The organism is Nonomuraea sp. NPDC003709 (genome assembly GCF_040610775.1).
In the GTDB taxonomy this organism is placed as follows: Bacteria; Actinomycetota; Actinomycetes; order Streptosporangiales; family Streptosporangiaceae; genus Nonomuraea; species Nonomuraea angiospora_A.
On the sequence record NZ_JBEXMW010000003.1, the window covers coordinates 72,547 to 93,410 of the forward strand.

A 20,864-nucleotide genomic window follows, 5' to 3' on the forward strand; every position below is an offset into this window, starting at 1 on the left:
CGTCTGTGGCTTTCTGATCGCCCCTGGGGCCCAACCGGAGCAGCAAAAGTGCCTGCTGCGGAAAACCGCTGATCGAGGCTATCCGTAGGTGTCGCCAGGGCCCCGGCTTCCGGTCACCCGCAACCCTCCGGACGGCCGGGGACCGTTCTGCGGGCCTCTGACCTTGACCTTTGTGACGGTGCCGTCGCCGAGCTCCTCGTTGAGCCGGCGGACGAGGGTGCGCGCGAGCAGCCGCACCTGCGTCGCCCAGGCCGTGGAGTCGGCCGCGATCAGCACCTCGCCGTCCTCGAACGACTCGGGCTTGGTGTGGGCGGCCAGGTCAGGACCCACGATGTCGATCCAGCGCCCGAACACCCCGCCGACCGCCGCCGAGCGCTCCCAGCCGCGGTCGGCCAGGAGGTCGGCAATGGCACGTCCGAAAAGCTGTGGATCGCCGCCCTCCCTGCGCGGCCCCGCCGCCTTGCGCCTGGGCTCGCGCCGGGGGAGCTGGCCGCGCTTGGCCGCGTCGGCCTTGGCCTGGGCGAGCTTCTCCCTGGCCATCGCGGCTCCCCTGGCCGCGGGGTTGTCGTCAGCGGACACGGGTCACGCTCCCTTCTGCGACGTCGAACCGGCCTCCCACCAGCTCCGCGGGCACGTCGTCCGGCACGGCGGCGGTGATGAGCACCTGCTCGGCCGGCGCGACGATCTCGGCCAGCCGCCGCCTGCGCTGGCTGTCGAGCTCGGCGAACACGTCGTCGAGGATCAGCACGGGATCGCCGCCGTCGGCCCGCAGCAGGTCGTACGCCGCCAGCCGCAGCGCCAGCGCGAACGACCAGGACTCGCCATGGCTGGCGTAGCCCCGGGCGGGCAGGTCGCCCAGGCCGAGGATCAGGTCGTCGCGGTGGGGTCCGACGAGCGTGACGCCGCGCTCGAGCTCCGCTGTGCGGACCTCCAATAGCCGCTCCCGCAGCCGTTCTTCAAGGGTTTTCCCCAAGTCTGTGGATAACGTCTGTGTATCGAAAGATCCCCGCTCACCGGCGGCTTCGTCCTCCGAGACACCCTCATCCGTATCCCCACCTGTGGACAACGTGCTGCGGTAGGCCAGCGTCGCGGGGTCGCTCCCAGGAGCGAGCGCGGAGTAGGCGCCGGCCACCAGCGGGCGCAGCGCCTCGACGAGCTCCAGCCGGGCCCGAAGGAGCTCCGCGCCGTGCCTGGCGAGGTGGGCGTCCCACACCTCCAGAGTGCTCAGCACGTCGCCCGCGCCGGCCGCGGTGAACCCGCTGTCGCTCTCGGCCCGTCGGGCGCTCCTGCTGCCCCTGCGGGCCTGCGCGGCCGTACGCAGGAGCGCGCCGCGCTGCTTGAGCACCCGGTCGTAGTCGGCCCGGACGCCGGCGAACCTGGGCGTCCTGGCCACCAGGAGGTCGTCGAGGAATCGGCGCCGCTCGGCCGGATCGCCCTTGGACAGCGAGAGGTCCTCGGGGGCGAACAGCACCGTACGCAGCAGGCCGACGACGTCGCGGGCCCTGGACACGGGGGAGCGGTTGAGCCTGGCGCGGTTGGCCCGCCCCGGGTTGAGCTCCAGCTCGACCAGCGCCCGGCGGTCATCCCTGTGGACGGCGCAGCGCACGATCGCCCGCGTGGCGCCCTTGCGCACCAGCGGCGCGTCGCTCGACACCCGGTGACTGGAGTGCGTCGCGACGTAGCCCAGGGCCTCGACCAGGTTGGTCTTGCCCTGGCCGTTGGGCCCCACGAACGCCGTGACGCCCGGCTCCAGGCCGAGCTCCACGGACGCGTACGACCTGAAATCGGTCAGCGAGAGGTGGGCGACATGCACCCCACGAGGTTAGTGCGCCTCGGGGATGCCTGTGGTCACCGACGCTCGGTCTCGCGCGGCGGGATCACATCGGCGCCGGGGGAGTCGGCCCCCTTTTCGGTGCTGCCCTCCGCGGAGGTGGTCGCGTGGCCGCCGAACTGGTTGCGCAGCGCCGCGACCACCTTCATCGCGGGCGAGTCGTCCTGCCGCGAGGCGAACCTGGCGTACAGCGAGGCGGTGATGACCGGCAGCGGCACCGCGTGGTCCACAGCCGCCTGCACCGTCCACCGGCCCTCCCCGGAGTCCTGTGCATAACCTCGGAGCTGCTCGAGGTGCTCGTCGTCGTCCAGCGCCCGGACCATCAGGTCGAGCAGCCAGGAGCGGATCACGGTGCCGGTGCGCCAGCTCTTGAACGAGCCCTTGACGTCCTTGACGACGTCGGAGGCCTCGAGCAGCTCCCAGCCCTCCGCGAACGCCTGCATCATGCCGTACTCGATGCCGTTGTGGACCATCTTCGCGAAGTGCCCGGCGCCGACCTCGCCCGCGTGCACGAAGCCGTCCTCGCCCTCGGGCTTGAGCGTCTCGAAGATCGGCATGAGCCGGTCGACGTTGGCCTGGTCGCCGCCGCACATGAGCGCGTAGCCGTTCTTGAGGCCCCAGACGCCGCCGCTCACGCCGCAGTCGACGAAGCCGATGCCCTTCTCGGCCAGCTCGGCGGCGTGCTTCTGGTCGTCCACATAGTGCGAGTTTCCGCCGTCGACGACGACGTCACCGGGGTCGAGCAGCTCGCCGAGATCGTCGATCGTCGCCTGGGTGGGCTTGCCGGCGGGGACCATGACCCAGATCGCCCGCGGCTTCTGCAGGCGTTCGACCAGCTCCTTGAGGCTGCCCACGTCGCTGATCGCGGGATCGCGGTCGTAGCCGACGACGTCGTGACCTCCGCGGCGCAGGCGTTCGGCCATGTTGCCGCCCATTTTGCCCAGTCCGACCATGCCGATCTGCATGTTGTCCTACCCCCTTGTCAGACTTCCATCATCCCCGATGACAGGATCAGCCTGACAGGCGGATGGGCATGATCAGGTAACGGTAGTCCGTAGCGGCTCCGTCATCCACAGGCTTGCCACCCGTGAGGATAGCGGGCTTCGTCGACGTGGTCATCTGAAGTCGCGCAACATCCGAGTCGATGGCCCCCAGTCCCTCGAGCAGGAACTGGTGGTTGAAGGCGATGTTCATCTCCTCGCCCTCGTAATCCACAGGCAGGGCCTCGACGGCCTGCGCCTCGTCGCCGCTGCCCGCCTCGAGCACGACCTCGCCGCTCTTGAACGCCAGCCGCACCGGGGTGTTGCGCTCGGCGACCAGGGCGACGCGCTTGACGGCCTCGACGAACGGCCCTGTGGACAAGTCCGCGCGGGCGGAGAACTCCGTGGGCAGCAGCGACCGGTACTTGGGGAACTCGGGGTCGAGCAGCCGGGTGGTGGTCCGCCGTCCGGCGCTGGAGAAGCCGATCATGCCTTCGCCGGTGCCTCCGGCGGAGCTGAGCGCGATCTCCACCTCCGCGCCGGTCGTGCCGAGCGCCTTGGCCGTGTCGGCGAGGGTCTTGCCCGGGATCATGGCGATGGCGGCGAAGTCGGGCTGGCCCGGCTGCCACTTCAGCTCGCGTACGGCGAGCCGGTAGCGGTCGGTCGCGGCGAGGGTCACCGTGTCGCCCTCGATCTCCATCCGCACGCCGGTGAGCATCGGCAGGGTGTCGTCCCGGCCGGCGGCGACGGCGACCTGGCCGACGGCGGAGGCGAACACGTCGCTGCCCACCCGGCCTGCGGCCGGCGGCATCGCCGGGAGGGACGGGTAGTCCTCCACAGGCATGGTCAGCAGTGTGAATCGAGCGCTGCCGCAGGTGACGACCGCCTTGGCGCCGTCCACCACGAAGTCCACAGGCTGTGCAGGAAGTGCGCGGGTGATCTCGGCGAGCAGCTTGCCCGAGACCAGCACGACGCCGGCCTCACCGGTCTGGAGTTCGAGCGTCACCTCGGCGGAGACCTCGTAGTCGAAGCCGGACAGCTTCAGCTGCTGTCCCTCGGTGACCTCCAGACGCATGCCTGCGAGCACGGGCACCGACGGGCGCGCCGGGAGGCTGCGTGCCGTCCATGCCACCGCCTCAGCGAGAACGTCTCGCTCGATTCGGAACATCACGGTGATCGGCCTCCTGGGTTCGTCGTTGATTCAAGTGTTCACTCTCCCGCACCTGAGTTCCGGGAGAACCCCTCTATGGGTCTTGAGTTTCTTTGTTAGAGAGATAAGAGGTCATCACACTAGGGGCTGTGGAAACTGTGGACAACCGGCGTTCTAGCTGCTCAGCAGCCCTGTTTTCATCCACTGGGGATGTGGGTGACGCCTGGGGAGAACTCGCGCGCCTGGGGATGACGAGTCTGTGCACACAGGCTGTCCCCAGATCTTGGTGCCTTCATCCACGGGTTATCCACGAGGTTTCCACAAGTTGTCCACGGGGTAAAAGGGACGCGGCTGGAGTCCCAGATCGCCTGTTCACAGGACGTCCACACGTTATCCACGAGTAGTCCCCAGGTTCTCCCCAGGGTGTCCCCAACCTTGTCCCCAGGCCCTGTGGGGGATTTTTTCGGGCATTGTGTGGCGAAGAGCCGGCGGGTTTCGGCGTTTCCGCAGATCCACAGTGTTTTCCACAGGCTGTGCATGAAGTTCAGGCTCCGCGAGATGTCCGCTTGATACGCAAAGTCAGCTCGTTGACCTGGTTGTACATCGACCGGCGCTCGGCGATGAGCGAGCGGATCTTCCGCTCGGCGTGCATGACCGTGGTGTGGTCGCGGCCGAACTGCTGGCCGATTTTGGGCAGCGACAGCTCGGTCAGCTCGCGGGCCAGATACATGGCGATCTGCCGGGCGTTGACGAGCGCCCGGCTGCGTGAGGTGCCGCACAGGTCGTCGATGCTGATGCCGAAGTAGTTGGCGGTCTCGGTCATGATCGCCGCGATGGTGATCTCGGTGTCGGACTCCGAGGTGATCAGATCCTTGAGCACCACCTCGGCGAGCTGCAGGTCCACACCCTGCCGGTTGAGGCTGGCGAACGCGGTGACCCTGATCAGGGCGCCCTCGAGCTCGCGGATGTTGGTGGAGATGCGGCTGGCGATGTACTCCAGCACCTCGGGCGGCGCGGCCAGGCCCTCCTGGATGGCCTTCTTCCTGAGGATCGCGATCCGGGTCTCCAGCTCCGGCGGCTGGACGTCGGTGATCAGGCCCCACTCGAACCGGTTGCGCAGCCGGTCCTCCAGCGTGGTCAGCTGCTTCGGCGCGCGGTCGCTGGAGATGACGATCTGCTTGTTGGCGTTGTGGAGGGTGTTGAAGGTGTGGAAGAACTCCTCCTGGGTCTGCTCCTTGCCCTCCAGGAACTGGATGTCGTCCACAAGCAGGATGTCGATCGCCCGGTAGCGTCCGCGAAAGCCGTCGGCCTTGTGGTCGCGGATGCTGTTGATGAAGTCGTTGGTGAACTCCTCGGAGCTCACGTACCTGACCCGCGCGCCGTCGTACAGGCTCTGTGCATAGTGCCCGATCGCGTGCAGCAGGTGCGTCTTCCCCAGCCCCGAGTCTCCGTAGATGAAGAGCGGGTTGTACGCCTTCGCGGGGGATTCGGCGACCGCCACGGCCGCCGCGTGGGCGAACCGGTTGCTGGCCCCGATGACGAATGTCTCGAATGTGTACTTCTGATTGAGCCTGGCCGGTTCGCTGGGCTTGTTGCTCTTCGCTTCCCACCGGTTCGGAGCCGGCTCCGGCTCCTTTTCCACAGGCGGTGTGTACGGCTGCGCCTGTTCAAAAGAGAAGCCCGGCTGTGGATATTCGGTGGATATCTGGGGCGGCTCAGGCTGTGGAGAATAGAACTGCGGAGGCTCCGAAGCCTGCTGGTGCTGCGATGGCGCGGGCTGTGCGTAGAGCGGCTGGCTCTCCACATTCTGGGGATAACTCTGAGTCACAGGCTGTTGATGAGGGTCGACCGACAGCTGCTCCGGCGCCGTGGTGTCGATCATCACGGCCACCCGCATGGTCCGGCCGAGCTCCTGTGACAGCGCGTGCGCCACGAGCGGGCGCAGCTTGTTGCCCTCGATGAGGTCCTTGATGAAGTCGTTGGGGACGCCGAGCACGATCGTGTCGTTCGCCAGCGCGATCGGGCGCACCATCCCAAGCCACGTACGCTGCTGGATCGGCACGTTCTCGTTGAGGAAGTTGCTCAGGGCCCTCGCCCATACCGTGCCGAGGTCGACACCGTTCATGGTGCGGCTCCCCCTCCTTCCTCTCGCGGCCCCCCGCGATCGTTTATCCACATGCGCGGCCGCCCGCGGTGATCGGCGGCCCGTTCGTCCACAACGTGGCGGCCGGGCGTCGTGCCCAGGCCCTCCACAGGAGATCCACAGGTTGTGCACAGCCCTTTAGCAGGTTCGAAAGGGCCGACAGTATCTATGTGCACAGCTGTGTTCAAGGCATTGTCCACAGCCTAGTGGCACCTGGGTGCACATACTGTGGACGCCGGGGCGGCGGTGGAAAAGTCGCCTGTGGAAAGGTGGATAACCCGTCCAGTTTGACCTGAGGGGTGCTTCCCCCGTAACGTACGACGGTCGGCTTGTCACGCGACGGCTATTTCGCGTGCCCTCGCTTCCCTGGCAGGCCATCCATGTGTGTACAGCGTCCTTGTGGCGCACCTTCAAGCCTGGAGCCCACCCGTGAGCAAGCGTACTTTCCAGCCGAACAACCGTCGCCGCGCGAAGACCCACGGCTTCCGGCTGCGGATGCGCACCCGGGCCGGTCGCGCCATCCTCGCTTCTCGCCGCCGCAAGGGCCGCGAGAAGCTGTCGGCCTGATCGTTCCGCGCGTATATGGCCCGTCGGTGCGTCATGCCGGCGGGCGTTAGGCGTATACGGTGCTGTCCCGTCACTCCCGCATGCGGCGCGGGGAAGAGTTCGAGGCGGCGGTCAGGCGCGGTAAGCGCGCTGGTCGTCCGACTCTCGTGGTGCATTTCGCCACTTCGGGGGAAGAGTCCCCTCGAGTGGGTTTCGTGGTGAGCAAGGCCGTAGGCGGCGCCGTGACCCGGAACAAGGTCAAGCGACGGCTCCGACACCTGATGCGGGACCGTCTCGACCGGCTGCCGCGAGGTAGCCTGCTGGTGGTACGCGCCAATCCACCGGCCGCGTCCGCGCGATTCGAGCTTCTGGCCGCCGAGCTCGACTCCGCACTGGAACGTTTGCTCAGGCGGCGCGAGTCCTCGACGGGTGGACAAAAATGACGGAGCAGCCGCAAGGGGTGACGCCGAGCCTCGCCGCTCGGGCGCTGATCATCCCGATCCGGTTCTACCGGGCGTTCATCAGCCCGATGCTGGGTCCACGCTGCCGTTTCTACCCGTCCTGCAGCGCGTATGGACTCGAGGCGATCGCCACGCACGGAGCGTTGCGCGGCATTTGGCTGACTGTCCGGCGCATCGGGCGGTGCCACCCATTCCATCCCGGAGGTATAGACCCGGTGCCCCCACGCCCGGTCCGGTCCCACGAAACGCAAGGGAGATAGCTCGGTGGAGCTGTCCTGGCTCAACTGGCTGTACACAGCCGTCGCCCAAGTCATTACCTGGATCCACCAGGCATACAGCACGGTGCTCGACCCGAACAGCGGCTTGACCTGGGCGCTCACCATCATCACGCTGACCATCTGCATGCGGATCCTGATCTTCCCGCTCTTCCTCAAGCAGATGCGCTCGTCGCGAAAGATGCAGGAGCTGGCGCCGAAGGTCCAGGAGCTCCGCAAGCGCTACAAGAACGACAAGCAGCGCATGAACCAGGAGGTCATGGCGCTGTACCAAGGTGCGGGCGCCAACCCCCTCGGCGGCTGTCTCCCTGTCGTGGCCCAGTTCCCGATCTTCATCTCGATGTTCACCGTGCTGCGGGCGATCGCGGCGGACCAGCCGAAGTTCGGGATGACGCAGGAGCTGGTCGACAGCGCCAAGCATGCCCTCATCCTGGGCGCCCCGCTTCCTGCCACGTTCTTCGAGGCCGCCCAGGTCAGCGAGAAGATCATCATCGGTTGCTTCGTCGCGATCAGCTCGCTCACCACCTTCCTCACCGTCCGGCAGAGCGTCACCCGCTCGATGGCCCAGATGCCGGACAACCCCATGGCGCAGCAGCAGAAGATCCTGATGTACATCTCGCCGCTGTTCGCCTTCTTCAGCCTGAACTTCCCCCTGGGCCTGATCCTCTACTGGGTCACCACCAACCTCTGGACCCTGGGCCAGCAGCACTGGTTCTACAGCCGGCACCCGATGCCGCAGTTCGACGCCAAGGGCAACGCGGTCCCCCTCGAGGCCAAGCCCGGCCTGTTCGCCAAGCTTCGCAAGACCACGCCCGAAGAGCAGGCGCCTCCGCCCCCGCCGGAGCCTAAGATCGTCAGGCAGCAGCCAAGCCGCCAGTCCCGCAGCAAGCGCACCGGCAGCAAGAAGTCTTGAACATGAAGGAGAGGCCGGCCATGACTGAGGCCGAGCAGGAGAAGGCTCCTGATCTCAACGCGCTGGAGCAGGAAGGCGAGATCGCTGCCGACTACGTCGAGGGCCTTCTCGACATCGCCGACATCGACGGCGACATCGACATGGACGTCGAAGGCGACCGCGCGATGGTCTCCGTCGTGGGGCTCAAGGGCAACGAGCTCGTCGGTCCCGGGGGAGAGGTCCTGGAGGCGCTCCAGGAGCTGACCCGCCTCGCCGTGCACCGGCAGACCGGTGAGCGCTCGCGCCTGATGCTCGACGTCGGGGGCTACCGCGAGCGGCGCAGGGCCGAGCTGACCAAGCTGGGCACCGAGGTCGCCAACGAGGTCAAGGACGCCGGCGAGCCCAAGTCGCTGCACGCGATGACCCCCTTCGAGCGCAAGATCGTGCACGACGCGGTGGCGGCCGCCGGGCTCCGCAGCGAGTCCGAGGGCGAAGAGCCACACCGCTACGTGGTGGTCCTGCCCGACTGAGGGGTGTTACGCCATCCGATCCGGCCGTCTGCCCGCACGTACGCGTGGTGGACGGCCGTTTCGCATTTATGCTCTTTTATCCCTGTACGTATGTCGTAGCGCGCATTTATGCGCGCATGCCCCTTGTTAACGCTCCCCATCCGGACCGGGTCACACGGACGGCGGCGTGCTGAAAGGTCGCCTTCAGACCGGCCCGCTAGTCTTCCACTGTGATCTCACCTTTAGCCTTGGGTAGAGACCACCCGGCTTCCCACCGAACAAGGGCCACCAGCCCCAGAAAGGGCCACCGACCAGTGAGCGATGAGCTTCCGGCGCCGCCGGACATAGCGCGGGACGTCTTCGCCGGGGAGGCTTGGGAACGCGCGAACGCGTTCGCTCAGCTGCTGGCGGGGCCCGGCGTGGTCCGCGGGCTGCTGGGTCCGCGTGAGGTGCCCAGGATCTGGGATCGCCATCTGCTCAACTGCGCAGTCGTGGCCGAGGCCGTGCCTCCGGACGTGCACCTGGTGGACATCGGCTCCGGCGCCGGGCTGCCCGGGCTCGTGCTGGCGATCGTGCGACAGGACATCACGGTCACGCTTCTGGAGCCGCTGCTTCGCCGTACCGTCTTCTTGGAGGAGTGCGTCGAGGCGCTCAAGCTCGACAACGTCGAGGTGCTGCGCGGCCGGGCGGAGGAGCTGGCGGGCAAGCGCGAGTTCGACGTCGTCAGCGCTCGTGCCGTGGCGCCGCTCGATCGCCTGCTGAAATGGGCCATGCCGCTGCTCCACGAGGGTGGCGAGCTGATCGCCATGAAGGGGGAGCGCGCCGCCGAGGAGCTCGCCGAGGCGGAGCCCCAATTGCGGGCCATCGGGGCACGAACGGCCGAGCTTGTGACCGTCGGGCACGGTAAGGTCGAGCCGCCTGCAACACTGGTTCGGGTGGTAGCGGGTCGCACGCCGGAGCGAGCCAGGCGTCGACGAAGGAGGTGACGGTCGTGCCAGTCGCGTCAAGCGGTCTTGGTTGGCCGGACAGCCGTCCGTCCGAGAGTCCAAGCGGGGTTGGCTGGCCCGAAATGGGCGTGTCGCGACAGTCAACTCCTGGCACCGGCACACCACTGGTTGAAAGGATGGACATCGTGACCCAGACCCCCCTGAATCCCGGTGATTCGCCGTTGGTACGAGAGGCGCTCAGCTCAGTGGTTTCACGTGAAACATCCGCAACCCCGACGGCCGCTCAGACTCCCGACGGCGGGGACGGCACGTGGCCGCGTCCATCCAAGACCAGGGTGATCGCGGTGGCCAACCAGAAGGGCGGAGTGGGCAAGACCACCACATCGGTGAACATCGCCGCCGCCCTCTCCATGCATGGGCAGCGCGTCCTCGTGGTGGACCTCGACCCTCAGGGCAACGCCTCCACAGCCTTGGCCACCGAGCACCGCGGCGACGTGCCGGACGTTTATCAGGTCCTCGTCGACGACCTCCCGATGGCGGACATCGTCAAGCAGGTCCCCGACATGCCGAACCTCTACTGCGCCCCGGCCACCATCGACCTGGCCGGCGCGGAGATCGAATTGGTCTCGCTGGTGGCCCGTGAGGCCCGCCTGCGGCGCGCGCTGGCGGCGTACGACGCGATCGACCTCGACTACATCGTGATCGACTGCCCGCCCTCCCTGGGCCTGCTGACGGTGAACGCGTTGGTGGCGGCAGAAGAGGTCATGATCCCGATCCAGTGCGAGTACTACGCCCTGGAGGGCCTCGGACAGCTCCTCAGGAACGTCGACCTGATCCGCGCACACCTCAATCCGACGCTGAAGCTCTCGACCATCGTCCTGACGATGTACGACGGGCGGACCCGGCTCGCCTCTCAGGTGGCGGACGAGGTCCGGTCGCATTTCGGCGACACGGTGCTCAACACGGTCATCCCCCGCAGCGTCCGCCTGTCGGAGGCGCCCAGCTATGGGCAGTCGGTGATGACGTACGACCCGGGCTCCAGCGGCGCGATGGCCTACATGGACGCCGCCCGCGAGATCGCCCACCGCGCCGCCGTCGCCTGACCCCACCCCAGCACCACAACTCCCGCGCCCCGCCCACCAGGTCGGCCGCCAAGCCCTCACTCACCCACGCCCACACCCGGGCCCTCTCCACACCCACCTTCCCGCCACAGCACCCACAACCCCGCCGTACGCAGCCACCCCGCCCACCGCGGCCTCGGCTTCCCTGCCCGCAACCCAACCCACCGGCCCTCGCCCTACCTCCTCCTGCCTCGACACGAGCAGCTGCGAGCCAGGGCCCACGAGCATGCCTCCCCACCGATCACACGACTGCCGTAGAGGCACGAGCCCCAGGCACACCGAGACGCAGCACGCGCAAACGACAAGCCGCCGCCATAGGGGCCAGCGCGAGCCAGCATCACGACGTCCCGGCGGCACAACCAGACAGGGGACACCGACCCCCTGAGTGCGAGCGGCACAGCGAGACGGCGATGCGACGGGCGGTAAAGGCGAGCCTGCCGGGACAAAAGGTGGCGAATGCTGGGTGACTGCAGGGAGGGTTGACGAGAGCCTGCAGAGCGGCCCGGAATGGAGCACCACGATCGAGACGTCCGGGCCGACAGGGCCGCTGGACAGCCGGACGAGCCGGACAGCCGGGTAGGCACGACGCCAAGCAGTCGGGCAGCCGAGCGGTCGGCCCAACAGGGCAGCCGGGCAACAGGATGGGCACAACGCGCAGGGCTGCCAGGCAACCTAGTCAGCCACGCCAGCCGCTCCGGCCGAGCCGGTAGGGCCGATGGCGCCGTTAGAGCCGACAGGACGGCCAGGGCCGACAGGGCCGACAGGGCCGACAGGGCCGACAGGGCCGACAGGGCCGACAGGGCCGACAGGGCCGACAGGGCCGACAGGGCCGACAGGGCAGCCAAGCAAGCCGGACCAGCGGGGGCAAAGCAGCCAGGTAAGCGCGGCAGCAGAGCAATCAGGTAAGCCCCGCAGCAGGGTAGCCGGACGGGCAGGGCGAAGGGACCGACGCGCCAGCAAGATCGTGAGACGCCGGCCACCGCGGCTCGCGACCGGGGGCACAGTCGCCGCCGTTGCGGGTCGGACGCGTCGGCAGGATCGTGAGGCGTCGGTACCGTGGCACGCGAGTGAGGCTCAGCGAGTGCCGTTGCGGGCTGGCTAGGCAGAGTGACATTCGAACGTCTTACAACGGCATCCCCGCCTTGCCACATGGGCGTCTCGCGGCTCCGCCTTCCCAGCAGGCTCGGGCTGCCAACCACCAACGCAGGGTCGCCTCGGGAACCACCGAGGGCGTGATCACGCGGTGGCGTCTCACTCGCCAGCACCGCCTCGGCGTCATAGCGCGCCGTGCGGTGGCTAAAGGTGCCCCCGAGCAACGCGACTGTCAAGCCGCGGCGTCTAAGCGCAGCGTCGGCTGGACGAAGGCTCCCCAGGCACCGCTGGCGTCGAGCGTGACGTCTAAGCGCACTGTCCGATGGGCGTAAGCACCCGCGATCCCGCCGTTCTGCGGCCGACTCGGCATCCCGGGTTATGGCGATGGGGGATGCTGAAGAACCCTCACGCCGAGCGGAACTGTCCCCTGGGCCGACGCCGCGCTGCGCCAAGGCGGTGAAGCGTGCGACGGCGAGGCAGCGGGAGGGGGAGTGGCGAGGTGGTGGGACAGGAAGGCGGGACGGCGAGGCGGCACGGCGGCGAAGCGGTGGGGCAGCGGGATGTCGGGGTGGCGAAGCGGCGCGGCAGCCAAGCTGTCGGACGGTGAGGCGGCGGGACGGTGAGGCGGCGGGACGGTGAGGCGGCGGGACGGTGAGGCGGCGGGACGGTGAGGCGGCGGGACGGTGAGGCGGTGAAGCGGTGGGACAGCGGGACGGCAGGACGGCGGGGTGGCGCGGCAGCGAGGTAGTGGAACAGGGAGTCGGGACGGTGCGGCGGCGAAGCGGTGGGGTGGCAAAGCGTGGGGTGGCGAGGCGGCGCGGCAGCGAGAGGCGGTGGGACGGGGGAGTGATGAGGCGGGGAGGCGAGATGGTGCGATCGCAGGGATGCGGAGCAGTGAGATGGAGGAAAGGTGGTGAGGGCGTCGGGAGGGCACTGCGGGGAAGTGCGTTCAGGCGCGGCATCGGGCCCTTGACCGCGGCGGCGGGTCGTGTGGTGGTGGCGATTGTCTCGAGCGTGAGATGGGCTCAAGTCAGTCGTTCGGTTGGTTTGTGATCGTGTCGGTGTAAATAGAACCGGGTGGTGTGTGGCGAGGGGGCGCCCCGTTGCGCGCACGACGGTAACCTCTCCTGGAGTGACCGGAATCGGCCGGGTGGATGAGGAGACGCAGTGAGTCAGCAGCGGCGGGGATTGGGCAAGGGGCTGGGGGCGCTCATCCCGACCGGTCCCATCGTTGACGGAACGGGAACGGTGTCGGCCCCGTCGAACGGTTCAACGGCGGAGACAGGCCTGAGGCCGATCGCTGGCGCGTACTTCAAGGAGGTCGCGCTCGACGCAATAGTCCCCAACCCGCGCCAGCCGCGTGAGATCTTCGACGGGGAACGCCTCGAGGAGTTGGCGGCATCCATCCGCGAGGTCGGTCTGCTGCAGCCGATCGTGGTCAGATCGGTCGGTGGTGGCCAGTACGAGCTGATCATGGGGGAGCGGCGCTGGCGGGCGTGTCAGCAGGTCGGCTTGGACCCGGTCCCGGCGATCGTCCGCAACACTCAGGACGATGATCTCCTTCGGGACGCCCTCATCGAGAACCTTCAGCGTGAGCAGCTGAACGCCCTTGAAGAGGCCGCGGCCTATCAGCAACTCCTCGATGACTTCCAGGCGACGCACGATCAGTTGGCGCAGAAGGTCGGCCGTTCCCGCTCCCACATCACCAACACCCTCCGACTCCTGAACCTCCCGCCCGAGGTTCAGCAGAAGGTGGCCGCAGGGGTTATCAGCGCCGGTCACGCTCGAGCCCTCCTCGGCCTCGGCAGCGCTGACGAGCAGATCGAACTGGCCAAGCGAATCGTGGCAGAGCTCCTCTCGGTCCGGGCGGTTGAGGAGATCGTCGCGATGGGCAGCGCCAAGGCCGCCACGAAGCCCGCGCGTGAGCGCCAGGCGCCCAAGCCCACCGCTCCCGGTCTTACTCACCTCGCCGATCGCCTCTCGGACCACTTCGAGACCAAGGTGAAGGTGGATCTGGGCCGCCGCAAGGGACGCATCGTCGTTGAGTTCGCCACGATCGACGACCTTGAGCGGATCATCGGCACGATGGCGCCGGAAGCTGTCCGCGCGATGCGGGAGTCCGAAGACTGACGCTGTTTCACGTGAAACCGTCATTGCCGGCCGATCGGCTCCTGCCCACTGGCATCCTCGCGTACGGGCGCTGCGGCGGTGACGGCTGGCGAACCGTTGAGGCACCCGGTTTGGATTGCTGTTTCACGTGAGACCGCCGCGGACGGTTCGCCGGGGCCGCTGTTTCACGTGAAACAGCCGCTGCCTACCGACCGACCTCCCAGCCCCTAGCGGTCTCGCGATGGACGTCACGGCGGTGCCGGCGGACGAGCGGTTGACGTGCTCGGTCCGGATTCGCTGTTTCACGTGAAACCGTCATTGCCGGCCGATCGCTTCTGGCCGCTGGCATCCTCGTGTACGGGCGCTGCGGCGGTGACGGCCGACGAACGGTTGAGGGCGCTCGGTTCGGATTGCTATCTCACGTGAGACCGCCGCGGACGGGTCGCCGGGGCCGCTGTTTCACGTGAAACCAACGCCAAGTCCCGCTTCGGGTGGCCGATGTTTCACGTGAAACGAGGTGCTTGGGTTGGTCGAGGGCTCGGATTGGCAGATCGTCCTACGGGCAGCGGCTCTTCGGGGTGGGCGGTTCCTGGGGGAGCGTTTCACGTGAAACATGGAGCCGTGGCGCGCTGCTGAGAGGGGCGATGTGTTTCACGTGAAACGGCGGGCGGGCGTGGGCGCGAGGCTATGCGGCGGCGGCCTTGTGGAGGTCGTCGAGGAAGTCGTCCACGTTCTCCGGCGTCGTGTCGAAGGCGGTCATCCAGCGGACGATGCCAGCGCGCTCGTCCCAGTAGTGGAACAGATAGCGTCCTCTGAGGGTTTCCGCGACGGCGGGTGGGAGGACGGCGAAGACGGCGTTGGACTGGACCGGGTGCGCCAAGGAAACGCCGGGCACATCGGCCAGACCGTCCGCCAGGCGGGCCGCCATCTTGTTGGCGTGAGAAGCGTTCTCGCGCCATAGATCGTCCGTCAGAAGCGCCGAAAGCTGAGCTGAGATGAAGCGCATCTTCGAGGCGAGTTGCAGCGACTGGCGGCGGAGGAACGGGACAGCGGGCGCGAGCGAGGAGTCGAGGACGACGACCGCCTCGGCCGCCAGAGCGCCGTTCTTGGTGCCGCCGAAGCTGAAGACGTCCACCCCGGCGTCTGTCGTGATGGCCTTCAGATCACAGTCGAGGAAGGCGGCGGCGTTCGCGAGTCTGGCGCCGTCCATGTGGAGCCGTAGACCCGACTCGTGTGCCGCCTCCGCCACGGCGGCGATCTCGGCGGGGGAGTAACAGGTGCCGAGCTCTGTGACTTGGGAGATGGAGACCACCGTGGGTTGAGACTCGTGGGGGTTGCCGATCCCGCCCAGGCGGGACTTGATGTCCTCCGGGCGGAGCTTGCCGTCCTTGGTGGGGATCGTCATCAGCTTGACACCGAGCAGGCGTTCCGAGGCTCCTGCTTCATGCGTGGCGATGTGGGCGCTGTCGGCGCAGAGGATCGCGTCGTAGCGGCCGAGCATGAGGGCCAGCCCGACCATGTTGGCGCCCGCGCCGTTGAGCACCGCGAAGCCCTCGGCGCCCGCGCCGAACACTTCCTTGGCCCTTTCCTCGAACGCTGAGGTCCAGTTGTCGTCGCCGTAGGCGGGCGCGTCTCCGTGGTTGGCTGAGGCGATGGCTTCGAGGATGGTCGGGTGAACGCCGGCGTGGTTGTCGCTGGCGAAGCTCTTGGGGTACATCGAATCGATCGGCACACGGTAAGGCTACTTATCTGCCCTCAGCCCGGTGCCCGGGCATCCGTCGATCGATCCCGTCCCACGAGGCTGTGGATCCGGTGGGGGCCACTCTTCCGCGCGTTCTATGGATGGGCTGGATGAACGGGAGGCGTACGGCCGAGATGCAGCCGGCGCTGGCAAGCACGCGTGTGCTCTTCCTCTGCATGGTGGCTGGCGTCCGTGGTGGGCTCAACGTGGGAAGGCGAGGATGGCGGCGGAGAAGCGCTAGGTCTCCCCGCCGATGGGGGCCAGGGCCTCGCCCGTGAAGAGGCGGCCAGGGAGGCGGGGTTGCCCTGGCCAAGCGTGCGTGTCGCTCCACTCCAGCAAGCGTTGCGCCGCTGCGGCCCCTGCCGGGAGGGAACTCGCTCTGAGTCGTGTGCTGTCTCAAGGACTCAGCCACTCCGCCGGAAGCGGTCCCGTACCGACCGGGCTCTGGGATGCCCACCGTTGGGTCGGCGATGGTGCCGGTCGTTCGTCATCCGGGGTGGTGGTGTCGGTGATCGCTCGCCTCTGGGTTGGCGGTGCTGTCGGATGTCGGTCTTTGCGTCGGCGGTGGTGTTGACCGTTCGTGTCGGGGGTGGTGGTGTCGGTGGTCGCTCGCCTCTGGGTTGGCGGTGCTGTCGGACGTCGGTCTTTGCGTCCGCTGTGGTGCTGACCGTTCGCCTCGGTGGTGGTTGCCCTGCAGCCGGACGTCTATCTGTGTGTCGGCTGTGGTGCCGAGTGTTCGCTGCGGGATGCTCGCGGTGGCGGTTGCCCTCGCTCGGGTTGGCCGTCGTGCTGGATGTCCGTCTGTGTGCCGGCTGTGGTGTTGACCGTTCGCTCTGGGGCGGCGTGCGTCGGGTGGTTGGCCGTGCAGCGGGCGTTCGTCGCCGAGTCGGTCGTGGTGCCGGTCGATCGCTCTTGGGGTGGTCGTGCTGGCGGTTGCTCGGCCTCGGGTTGGCTGGCCGTTGGGTGCTTGCTTCCGGGCCGGTCTTCGACGTCGGTTTTCGGGAGGGGTGTGCTGGCGGGTGCACGGACTCGAGCTGATTTTTGAGTTGGCCGCGCTCGGGTGAATGGGAGCGGGTTGCCTGTGAGGTGCAGTCACGGGTGGGAGGGCGCGCCTGGGAGTTCGGAGCAGGCGCGCGCTGACTAGGCGGCTGTAGAGGAGGCGGCAGGGAGTGGTGGTCAGGTGTGGGCGCGGGTGGCGGCGTTTTGGAGGAGGGTGCGGCAGAGGTCGCCCAAGTCCTGGCCGGCGGCTTCGGCGGCCATCGGGAGGAGTGAGGTCTCCGTCATTCCCGGGGCCACGTTGACTTCCAGGAAGTGCGGGATGCCGTCGGCGTCGACGATCAGGTCCGTACGGGAGATGTCGCGAAGGCCGAGAGCCGTGTGGGCGGTCACCGCTGTCTCGGCGCACGCCGCGGCCGCCTGGGCGGAGAGACGGGCGGGGGCGAAGAACTCGGTGTGTCCGGCCGTGTAGCGCGCCGCGTAGTCGTAGACGCCCTCGTCCGGGACGATCTCCACGGCCGGCAGAGCCTCCGGGCCGTTGCCGAGGTCCACGACGGAGACCGCCACCTCCACGCCATCCACGTACTGCTCGATCAGCGCCGTGTCGCCATACGCGAAGCAGCCGACCATGGCGGCGGGGAGTTCTTCTGCCGTGCGGACGATCGAGGCGCCCAGCGCCGAGCCGCCCCGGGCGGGCTTGACGAAGAGGGGCAGGCCGAGGCGCTCGATGATGCGCCCCAGCACCACCGTGGCGCCGAGGTCGTGGAACGTCTCCTTCGGCAGCGTGACGGACTGCGGCGTCCGCAGGCCGACCGAGCGTACGACGGCCTTGGCCGTGGGCTTGTCGAAGGCCACTCGGCACGCGTCCGGGTCGGCGCCCACGTACGGGACGTTGAGAAGCTCGAGGACGGAACGGATCGCGCCGTCCTCGCCCGCGCCACCATGGAGGGTCACGAAGACCGCGTCCGGCGGGTCCGCGAGGATGGAGGGCACGAGGGACGCGTCGGTGTCGCGGGCCTCCACGTCGACGCCCGCCGCACGCAGCACCTCGCTGACTCGGCGACCGGAGCGCAGGGACACCTCTCGCTCATAGGAGAGACCTCCGGCCAGCACGAGCACGTGGCCCAGATCGCTCATCACATCTCCTCCGCTGATCGCACGCGCCGCTGTCCAACCGTACCGCCAAGCCGCAGTGAACTGGGCGGTGGCAGGGCTTGGGGAAGGACAGCGCTCAGGGGGCCTGCTTATGGGGGCGGCAGGGCGATGGTGGTGCCTGGAAGGGGCAGGCGGCGATGGTGTGAGCGCCTGGAAGGGGCGGGGCCGAGGGTGCGCCAGGGTGGTGGTGGGTGGACTTCGGGATGGCGTGCGTGGGGGAGGGCGGGAGACGGTGGTCAGGAAGGGAACGGTGCTCAGGCTGCGGCGGTGCCCGTGAGGGTGCGAGGCCACGGTGGTGGCTGTTCACGAGCGGGCGTGAGGTGCGCTGGTGGCTGTTCACGAGCGGGCGTGAGGTGCGCTGGTGGTGGTGCGTGAGCGGGATGAGGTGCGCTGGTGGTGGTGCGCGAGCGGTATGAGGCGCGTAGGTGGCGGTGCGCGAGCGGGCGTGAGGCCGGGCGGGTGGCGGTTCTCAGGCGGGTGTGAGATCGGGCAAGGGGTGGCTGGCCCGGGGGATTAGGTGGAGCAGGGGTGGCCAGGTTTGAAGAGGGGTGGGTGGAGCGGGGGCCTGGCTGGTCCTGAAGAGGGTGATCAGTGCAGGGGGTGCCGAGTCCGGAGGACCGGGCTTGGTGGGGCCGGCGGAGCGGTGAGGCGGCGCCGGCCCCCTTGGAGACGGTGGTCAGGCCAGGTCGGGGCCAGGGGTGTCGACGCCCTGGTGGTCGCGGGCCGAGCTGGTGCCGAACGTGTCCCTCAGCTGCATCTCCTGGTCGATCACGCCGGCCAGCCGCCGCACTCCCTCCCGGATCCGGTCCGGCTCGGGGAAGCAGTACGAGAGCCGCATGTGCCGCGCCCCGCTCCCGTCCGAGAAGAACCCGGTCCCCGGTACGAACGCCACCCGCTCGGCCACTGCCCGCGGCAGGATGGCCTTCGAGTCGAGCCCTTCGGGAAGGGTCGCCCACACGAAGAAGCCGCCCGCGGGTCGCGTCCAGGTGACCTCGGGCGGCATCAGGGATTCGAGCGCGTCCAGGAGCGCGTCGCGGCGCTCTCGGTAGAGCTCCCTGAACGTTTTGATCTGCTCCCGCCAGGGCTGCGCGGCGAGGTACTGGCCCACGGCGAGCTGGGTGAACGAGGAGTGCGACAGCACGGCCGACTCCATGGCCAGCACGAGTTTGTCGCGGATGGCGTGCGGGGCCAGCGCCCAGCCGACGCGGAAGCCGGGAGCGAGCGTCTTGGAGAACGACCCCAGGTAGACCACGCCGTCCGGGTTGTCGGCGCGCAGGGCGCGCATGGGCTCCCCGTCGAAGCCGAGCAGTCCGTACGGATTGTCCTCGATGATCAGCACCCCGGCCCGCTGGCAGATGTCGAGCACCTGCTGACGCCGGGCGATGTTCAGGGTGACGCCGCCCGGGTTGTGGAAGGTCGGGATCGTGTAGAGGAACTTGATGGGAGCCCCGGCCGTCTCCAGCGCGTAGATGGTCTGGGCGAGGGATTCGGGCACGATGCCCTGATCATCCATGGCGATATGAACGACCTTGGCCTGATAGGCGGCGAATGTACCCAGCGCCCCCACATACGAGGGCCCCTCGGCGAGCACCACGTCGCCCGGGTCGATGAAGATCCGGGTGATCAGGTCGAGGGCCTGCTGCGAACCGACGGTGACGACCACGTCGTCCGCCCCGGCGTTGATCCCCTCCAGCCGCATGACCTCGCAGATCTGCTCGCGCAGGTGCGGGTCACCCTGGCCGGAACCGTACTGGAGCGCGACGGGGCCGCGCTTGGTGACGAGGTCGGAGACCAGCTCGCCGACCATGTCGAGGGGAAGAGCCGTGACGTACGGCATGCCGCCCGCGAGCGAGACCACCTCGGGCCTCGACGCGACGGCGAAAAGAGCTCGGATCTCGGAGGCGACCATCCCGGTAGCTCGCGCGGCGTACCGATCGACGTAAGCGTCGATGCGCGACCCTTGGGTCGCGGGTGCCTGACCGTGATCCAGCTCTCCTGTCACGGCCCACCTCCTAGGTGTCATATCGGACTGAAATACCAGATTACGCTAACCGGACATGTCGCCCGTGACGGGCTCGACCGTCGTGGTGTCCGCTGGCGGTATCTTCACTGGGCTACGATGCCACCTGTGGACGCGGTTTTCGCGCGCTTTTCCGGGTCAACGACAGGGGGCCGTAGTTGTCGCGTCGGCTGGTCAACATAACCCTGGACAATCTTGAAGATCTGCCCCATCGCTGCAGGCGGTGCGTGTTCTGGGAGCTTGACCCCATGAGCGGGGAGCGGGCGGTTCGGTCGGGGGATCCTGGGCTGGAGAAGGAGGCGTGGCTCTCCGGCACGCTGCTCGAGTGGGGCAGTTGCGGGAAAATCGCCTATGTCGACGGGGTGCCTGCCGGGTTCGTGCTCTACAGCCCGCCGCTCTACAGCCCCCGGTCCGTGGCCTTCCCCACCTCGCCGGTCAGCGCCGACGCCGTGCTGCTGATGACCGCGCACATCATTCCGGAGTTCTCGGGTGGCGGGCTGGGTCGGATGCTGATCCAGGGCGTGGCCAAAGACCTGACCAGGCGTGGCGTGAAAGCCATTGAAGCTTTTGGCGACCTCAAGTGGGAAGAGCCTAGTTGCGTAGTTCCGGCGGAATACTTCCTTTCTGTTGGTTTTAAGACGGTTCGTCCGCATTTGCGTTTTCCGCGGCTCCGGCTGGAGCTCAAGACCGCCGTCTCGTGGCGTGAGGACGTCGAGGTGGCTTTGGAGCGACTCCTGGGCTCCATGAGCCCGGAACGGGCGCTACGTCCCGTCTGACGACCGCACAGGGCCGTACAAGCGGGGCCGTACAAGCGGGGCCGTACAAGCGGGGCCGTACAAGCGGGGCCGTACAAGCGGGGCCGTACAAGCGGGGCCGTACAAGCGGGGCCGTACAAG

17 protein-coding genes are annotated in these 20,864 nt (G+C 68.1%); 9 read left to right on the forward strand and 8 right to left on the reverse strand.

Annotated features, from left to right (window positions below; genetic code table 11):
- Positions 1 to 78 precede the first annotated feature (78 nt).
- The 5 genes from ABZX61_RS08960 to dnaA form a co-directional block, all read right to left on the reverse strand.
- The gene (locus tag ABZX61_RS08960) at positions 79 to 579 is read right to left on the reverse strand and encodes a DciA family protein (protein WP_350724236.1); all 501 of its coding nucleotides are present in this window, start codon (positions 577 to 579) and stop codon (positions 79 to 81) included.
- The gene (gene recF / locus ABZX61_RS08965; RefSeq protein WP_355192867.1) at positions 569 to 1,813 is read right to left on the reverse strand and encodes a DNA replication/repair protein RecF; all 1,245 of its coding nucleotides are present in this window, start codon (positions 1,811 to 1,813) and stop codon (positions 569 to 571) included. Before recF ends, ABZX61_RS08960 begins: the two co-directional genes overlap by 11 nt.
- A gap of 35 nt (positions 1,814 to 1,848) precedes the next feature.
- Positions 1,849 to 2,796 carry a phosphogluconate dehydrogenase (NAD(+)-dependent, decarboxylating) gene (gnd, locus tag ABZX61_RS08970; RefSeq protein ID WP_355192869.1) on the reverse strand — a complete coding sequence of 316 codons (948 nt, stop codon included), beginning with the start codon at positions 2,794 to 2,796 and terminating at the stop codon, positions 1,849 to 1,851.
- Positions 2,797 to 2,842: 46 nt separating this feature from the next.
- Complete coding sequence (dnaN, locus tag ABZX61_RS08975; protein ID WP_355192871.1) at positions 2,843 to 3,982, reverse strand: DNA polymerase III subunit beta; 1,140 nt, start codon at positions 3,980 to 3,982, stop codon at positions 2,843 to 2,845.
- 523 nt (positions 3,983 to 4,505) lie between these two features.
- Complete coding sequence (gene dnaA / locus ABZX61_RS08980) at positions 4,506 to 6,086, reverse strand: chromosomal replication initiator protein DnaA (protein ID WP_350724228.1); 1,581 nt, start codon at positions 6,084 to 6,086, stop codon at positions 4,506 to 4,508.
- A 447-nt stretch (positions 6,087 to 6,533) separates the two neighbouring features.
- Between dnaA and rpmH the strand changes: the two genes are divergently transcribed.
- The 8 genes from rpmH to ABZX61_RS09020 all read left to right on the forward strand — a co-directional run bounded on the left by rpmH (position 6,534) and on the right by ABZX61_RS09020 (position 14,077).
- Positions 6,534 to 6,671, forward strand: a complete 138-nt coding sequence (gene rpmH / locus ABZX61_RS08985; RefSeq protein WP_020547366.1) for a 50S ribosomal protein L34 — start codon at positions 6,534 to 6,536, stop codon at positions 6,669 to 6,671.
- 59 nt (positions 6,672 to 6,730) lie between these two features.
- Complete coding sequence (gene rnpA, locus ABZX61_RS08990) at positions 6,731 to 7,093, forward strand: ribonuclease P protein component (RefSeq protein WP_350724226.1); 363 nt, start codon at positions 6,731 to 6,733, stop codon at positions 7,091 to 7,093.
- Positions 7,090 to 7,371, forward strand: coding sequence for a membrane protein insertion efficiency factor YidD (gene yidD / locus ABZX61_RS08995; RefSeq protein ID WP_319718238.1), 282 nt, complete (start codon positions 7,090 to 7,092; stop codon positions 7,369 to 7,371). The genes rnpA and yidD overlap by 4 nt, the downstream gene beginning before the upstream one ends.
- 4 nt (positions 7,372 to 7,375) lie before the next feature.
- On the forward strand, positions 7,376 to 8,299 hold the full coding sequence (gene yidC, locus ABZX61_RS09000; RefSeq protein ID WP_355192873.1) for a membrane protein insertase YidC: 924 nt from the start codon (positions 7,376 to 7,378) through the stop codon (positions 8,297 to 8,299).
- A gap of 20 nt (positions 8,300 to 8,319) precedes the next feature.
- Entirely contained in the window at positions 8,320 to 8,808 is a 489-nt protein-coding gene (locus ABZX61_RS09005) for a R3H domain-containing nucleic acid-binding protein (protein WP_355192874.1), read from the forward strand.
- 293 nt (positions 8,809 to 9,101) lie between these two features.
- Positions 9,102 to 9,773 (forward strand): 16S rRNA (guanine(527)-N(7))-methyltransferase RsmG, encoded by a 672-nt coding sequence (rsmG, locus tag ABZX61_RS09010; RefSeq protein WP_355192875.1) that lies wholly within the window; start codon positions 9,102 to 9,104, stop codon positions 9,771 to 9,773.
- 137 nt (positions 9,774 to 9,910) lie between these two features.
- Positions 9,911 to 10,837 (forward strand): ParA family protein, encoded by a 927-nt coding sequence (locus tag ABZX61_RS09015; protein ID WP_355192877.1) that lies wholly within the window; start codon positions 9,911 to 9,913, stop codon positions 10,835 to 10,837.
- Between the two features lie 2,277 nt (positions 10,838 to 13,114).
- A complete protein-coding gene (locus ABZX61_RS09020) occupies positions 13,115 to 14,077 on the forward strand; it encodes a ParB/RepB/Spo0J family partition protein (protein WP_355192878.1) in 963 nt (320 codons plus the stop codon).
- 664 nt (positions 14,078 to 14,741) lie between these two features.
- Here ABZX61_RS09020 and ABZX61_RS09025 read toward each other — a convergent pair.
- The 3 genes from ABZX61_RS09025 to ABZX61_RS09035 all read right to left on the reverse strand — a co-directional run bounded on the left by ABZX61_RS09025 (position 14,742) and on the right by ABZX61_RS09035 (position 19,857).
- Positions 14,742 to 15,788, reverse strand: a complete 1,047-nt coding sequence (locus tag ABZX61_RS09025) for a beta-eliminating lyase-related protein (RefSeq protein WP_355192880.1) — start codon at positions 15,786 to 15,788, stop codon at positions 14,742 to 14,744.
- A gap of 1,185 nt (positions 15,789 to 16,973) precedes the next feature.
- Positions 16,974 to 17,930, reverse strand: coding sequence for a D-alanine--D-alanine ligase (locus ABZX61_RS09030; RefSeq protein ID WP_350724212.1), 957 nt, complete (start codon positions 17,928 to 17,930; stop codon positions 16,974 to 16,976).
- Positions 17,931 to 18,624: 694 nt separating this feature from the next.
- The gene (locus tag ABZX61_RS09035) at positions 18,625 to 19,857 is read right to left on the reverse strand and encodes a PLP-dependent aminotransferase family protein (protein ID WP_355194041.1); all 1,233 of its coding nucleotides are present in this window, start codon (positions 19,855 to 19,857) and stop codon (positions 18,625 to 18,627) included.
- Between the two features lie 269 nt (positions 19,858 to 20,126).
- Between ABZX61_RS09035 and ABZX61_RS09040 the strand changes: the two genes are divergently transcribed.
- Positions 20,127 to 20,744 carry a GNAT family N-acetyltransferase gene (locus ABZX61_RS09040; protein ID WP_350724210.1) on the forward strand — a complete coding sequence of 206 codons (618 nt, stop codon included), beginning with the start codon at positions 20,127 to 20,129 and terminating at the stop codon, positions 20,742 to 20,744.
- Positions 20,745 to 20,864: the final 120 nt, after the last annotated feature.

What these genes read in the sequence shown, in the direction of transcription:
- gnd (WP_355192869.1), bottom strand. Translation starts at nt 2,796, where the DNA reads ATGCAGATCGGCATGGTCGGACTGGGCAAAATGGGCGGCAACATGGCC.
- dnaA (WP_350724228.1), bottom strand. Translation starts at nt 6,086, where the DNA reads ATGAACGGTGTCGACCTCGGCACGGTATGGGCGAGGGCCCTGAGCAAC.
- yidD (WP_319718238.1), top strand. Translation starts at nt 7,090, where the DNA reads ATGACGGAGCAGCCGCAAGGGGTGACGCCGAGCCTCGCCGCTCGGGCG.
- ABZX61_RS09005 (WP_355192874.1), top strand. Translation starts at nt 8,320, where the DNA reads ATGACTGAGGCCGAGCAGGAGAAGGCTCCTGATCTCAACGCGCTGGAG.
- ABZX61_RS09015 (WP_355192877.1), top strand. Translation starts at nt 9,911, where the DNA reads ATGGACATCGTGACCCAGACCCCCCTGAATCCCGGTGATTCGCCGTTG.
- ABZX61_RS09030 (WP_350724212.1), bottom strand. Translation starts at nt 17,930, where the DNA reads ATGAGCGATCTGGGCCACGTGCTCGTGCTGGCCGGAGGTCTCTCCTAT.
- ABZX61_RS09035 (WP_355194041.1), bottom strand. Translation starts at nt 19,857, where the DNA reads ATGGTCGCCTCCGAGATCCGAGCTCTTTTCGCCGTCGCGTCGAGGCCC.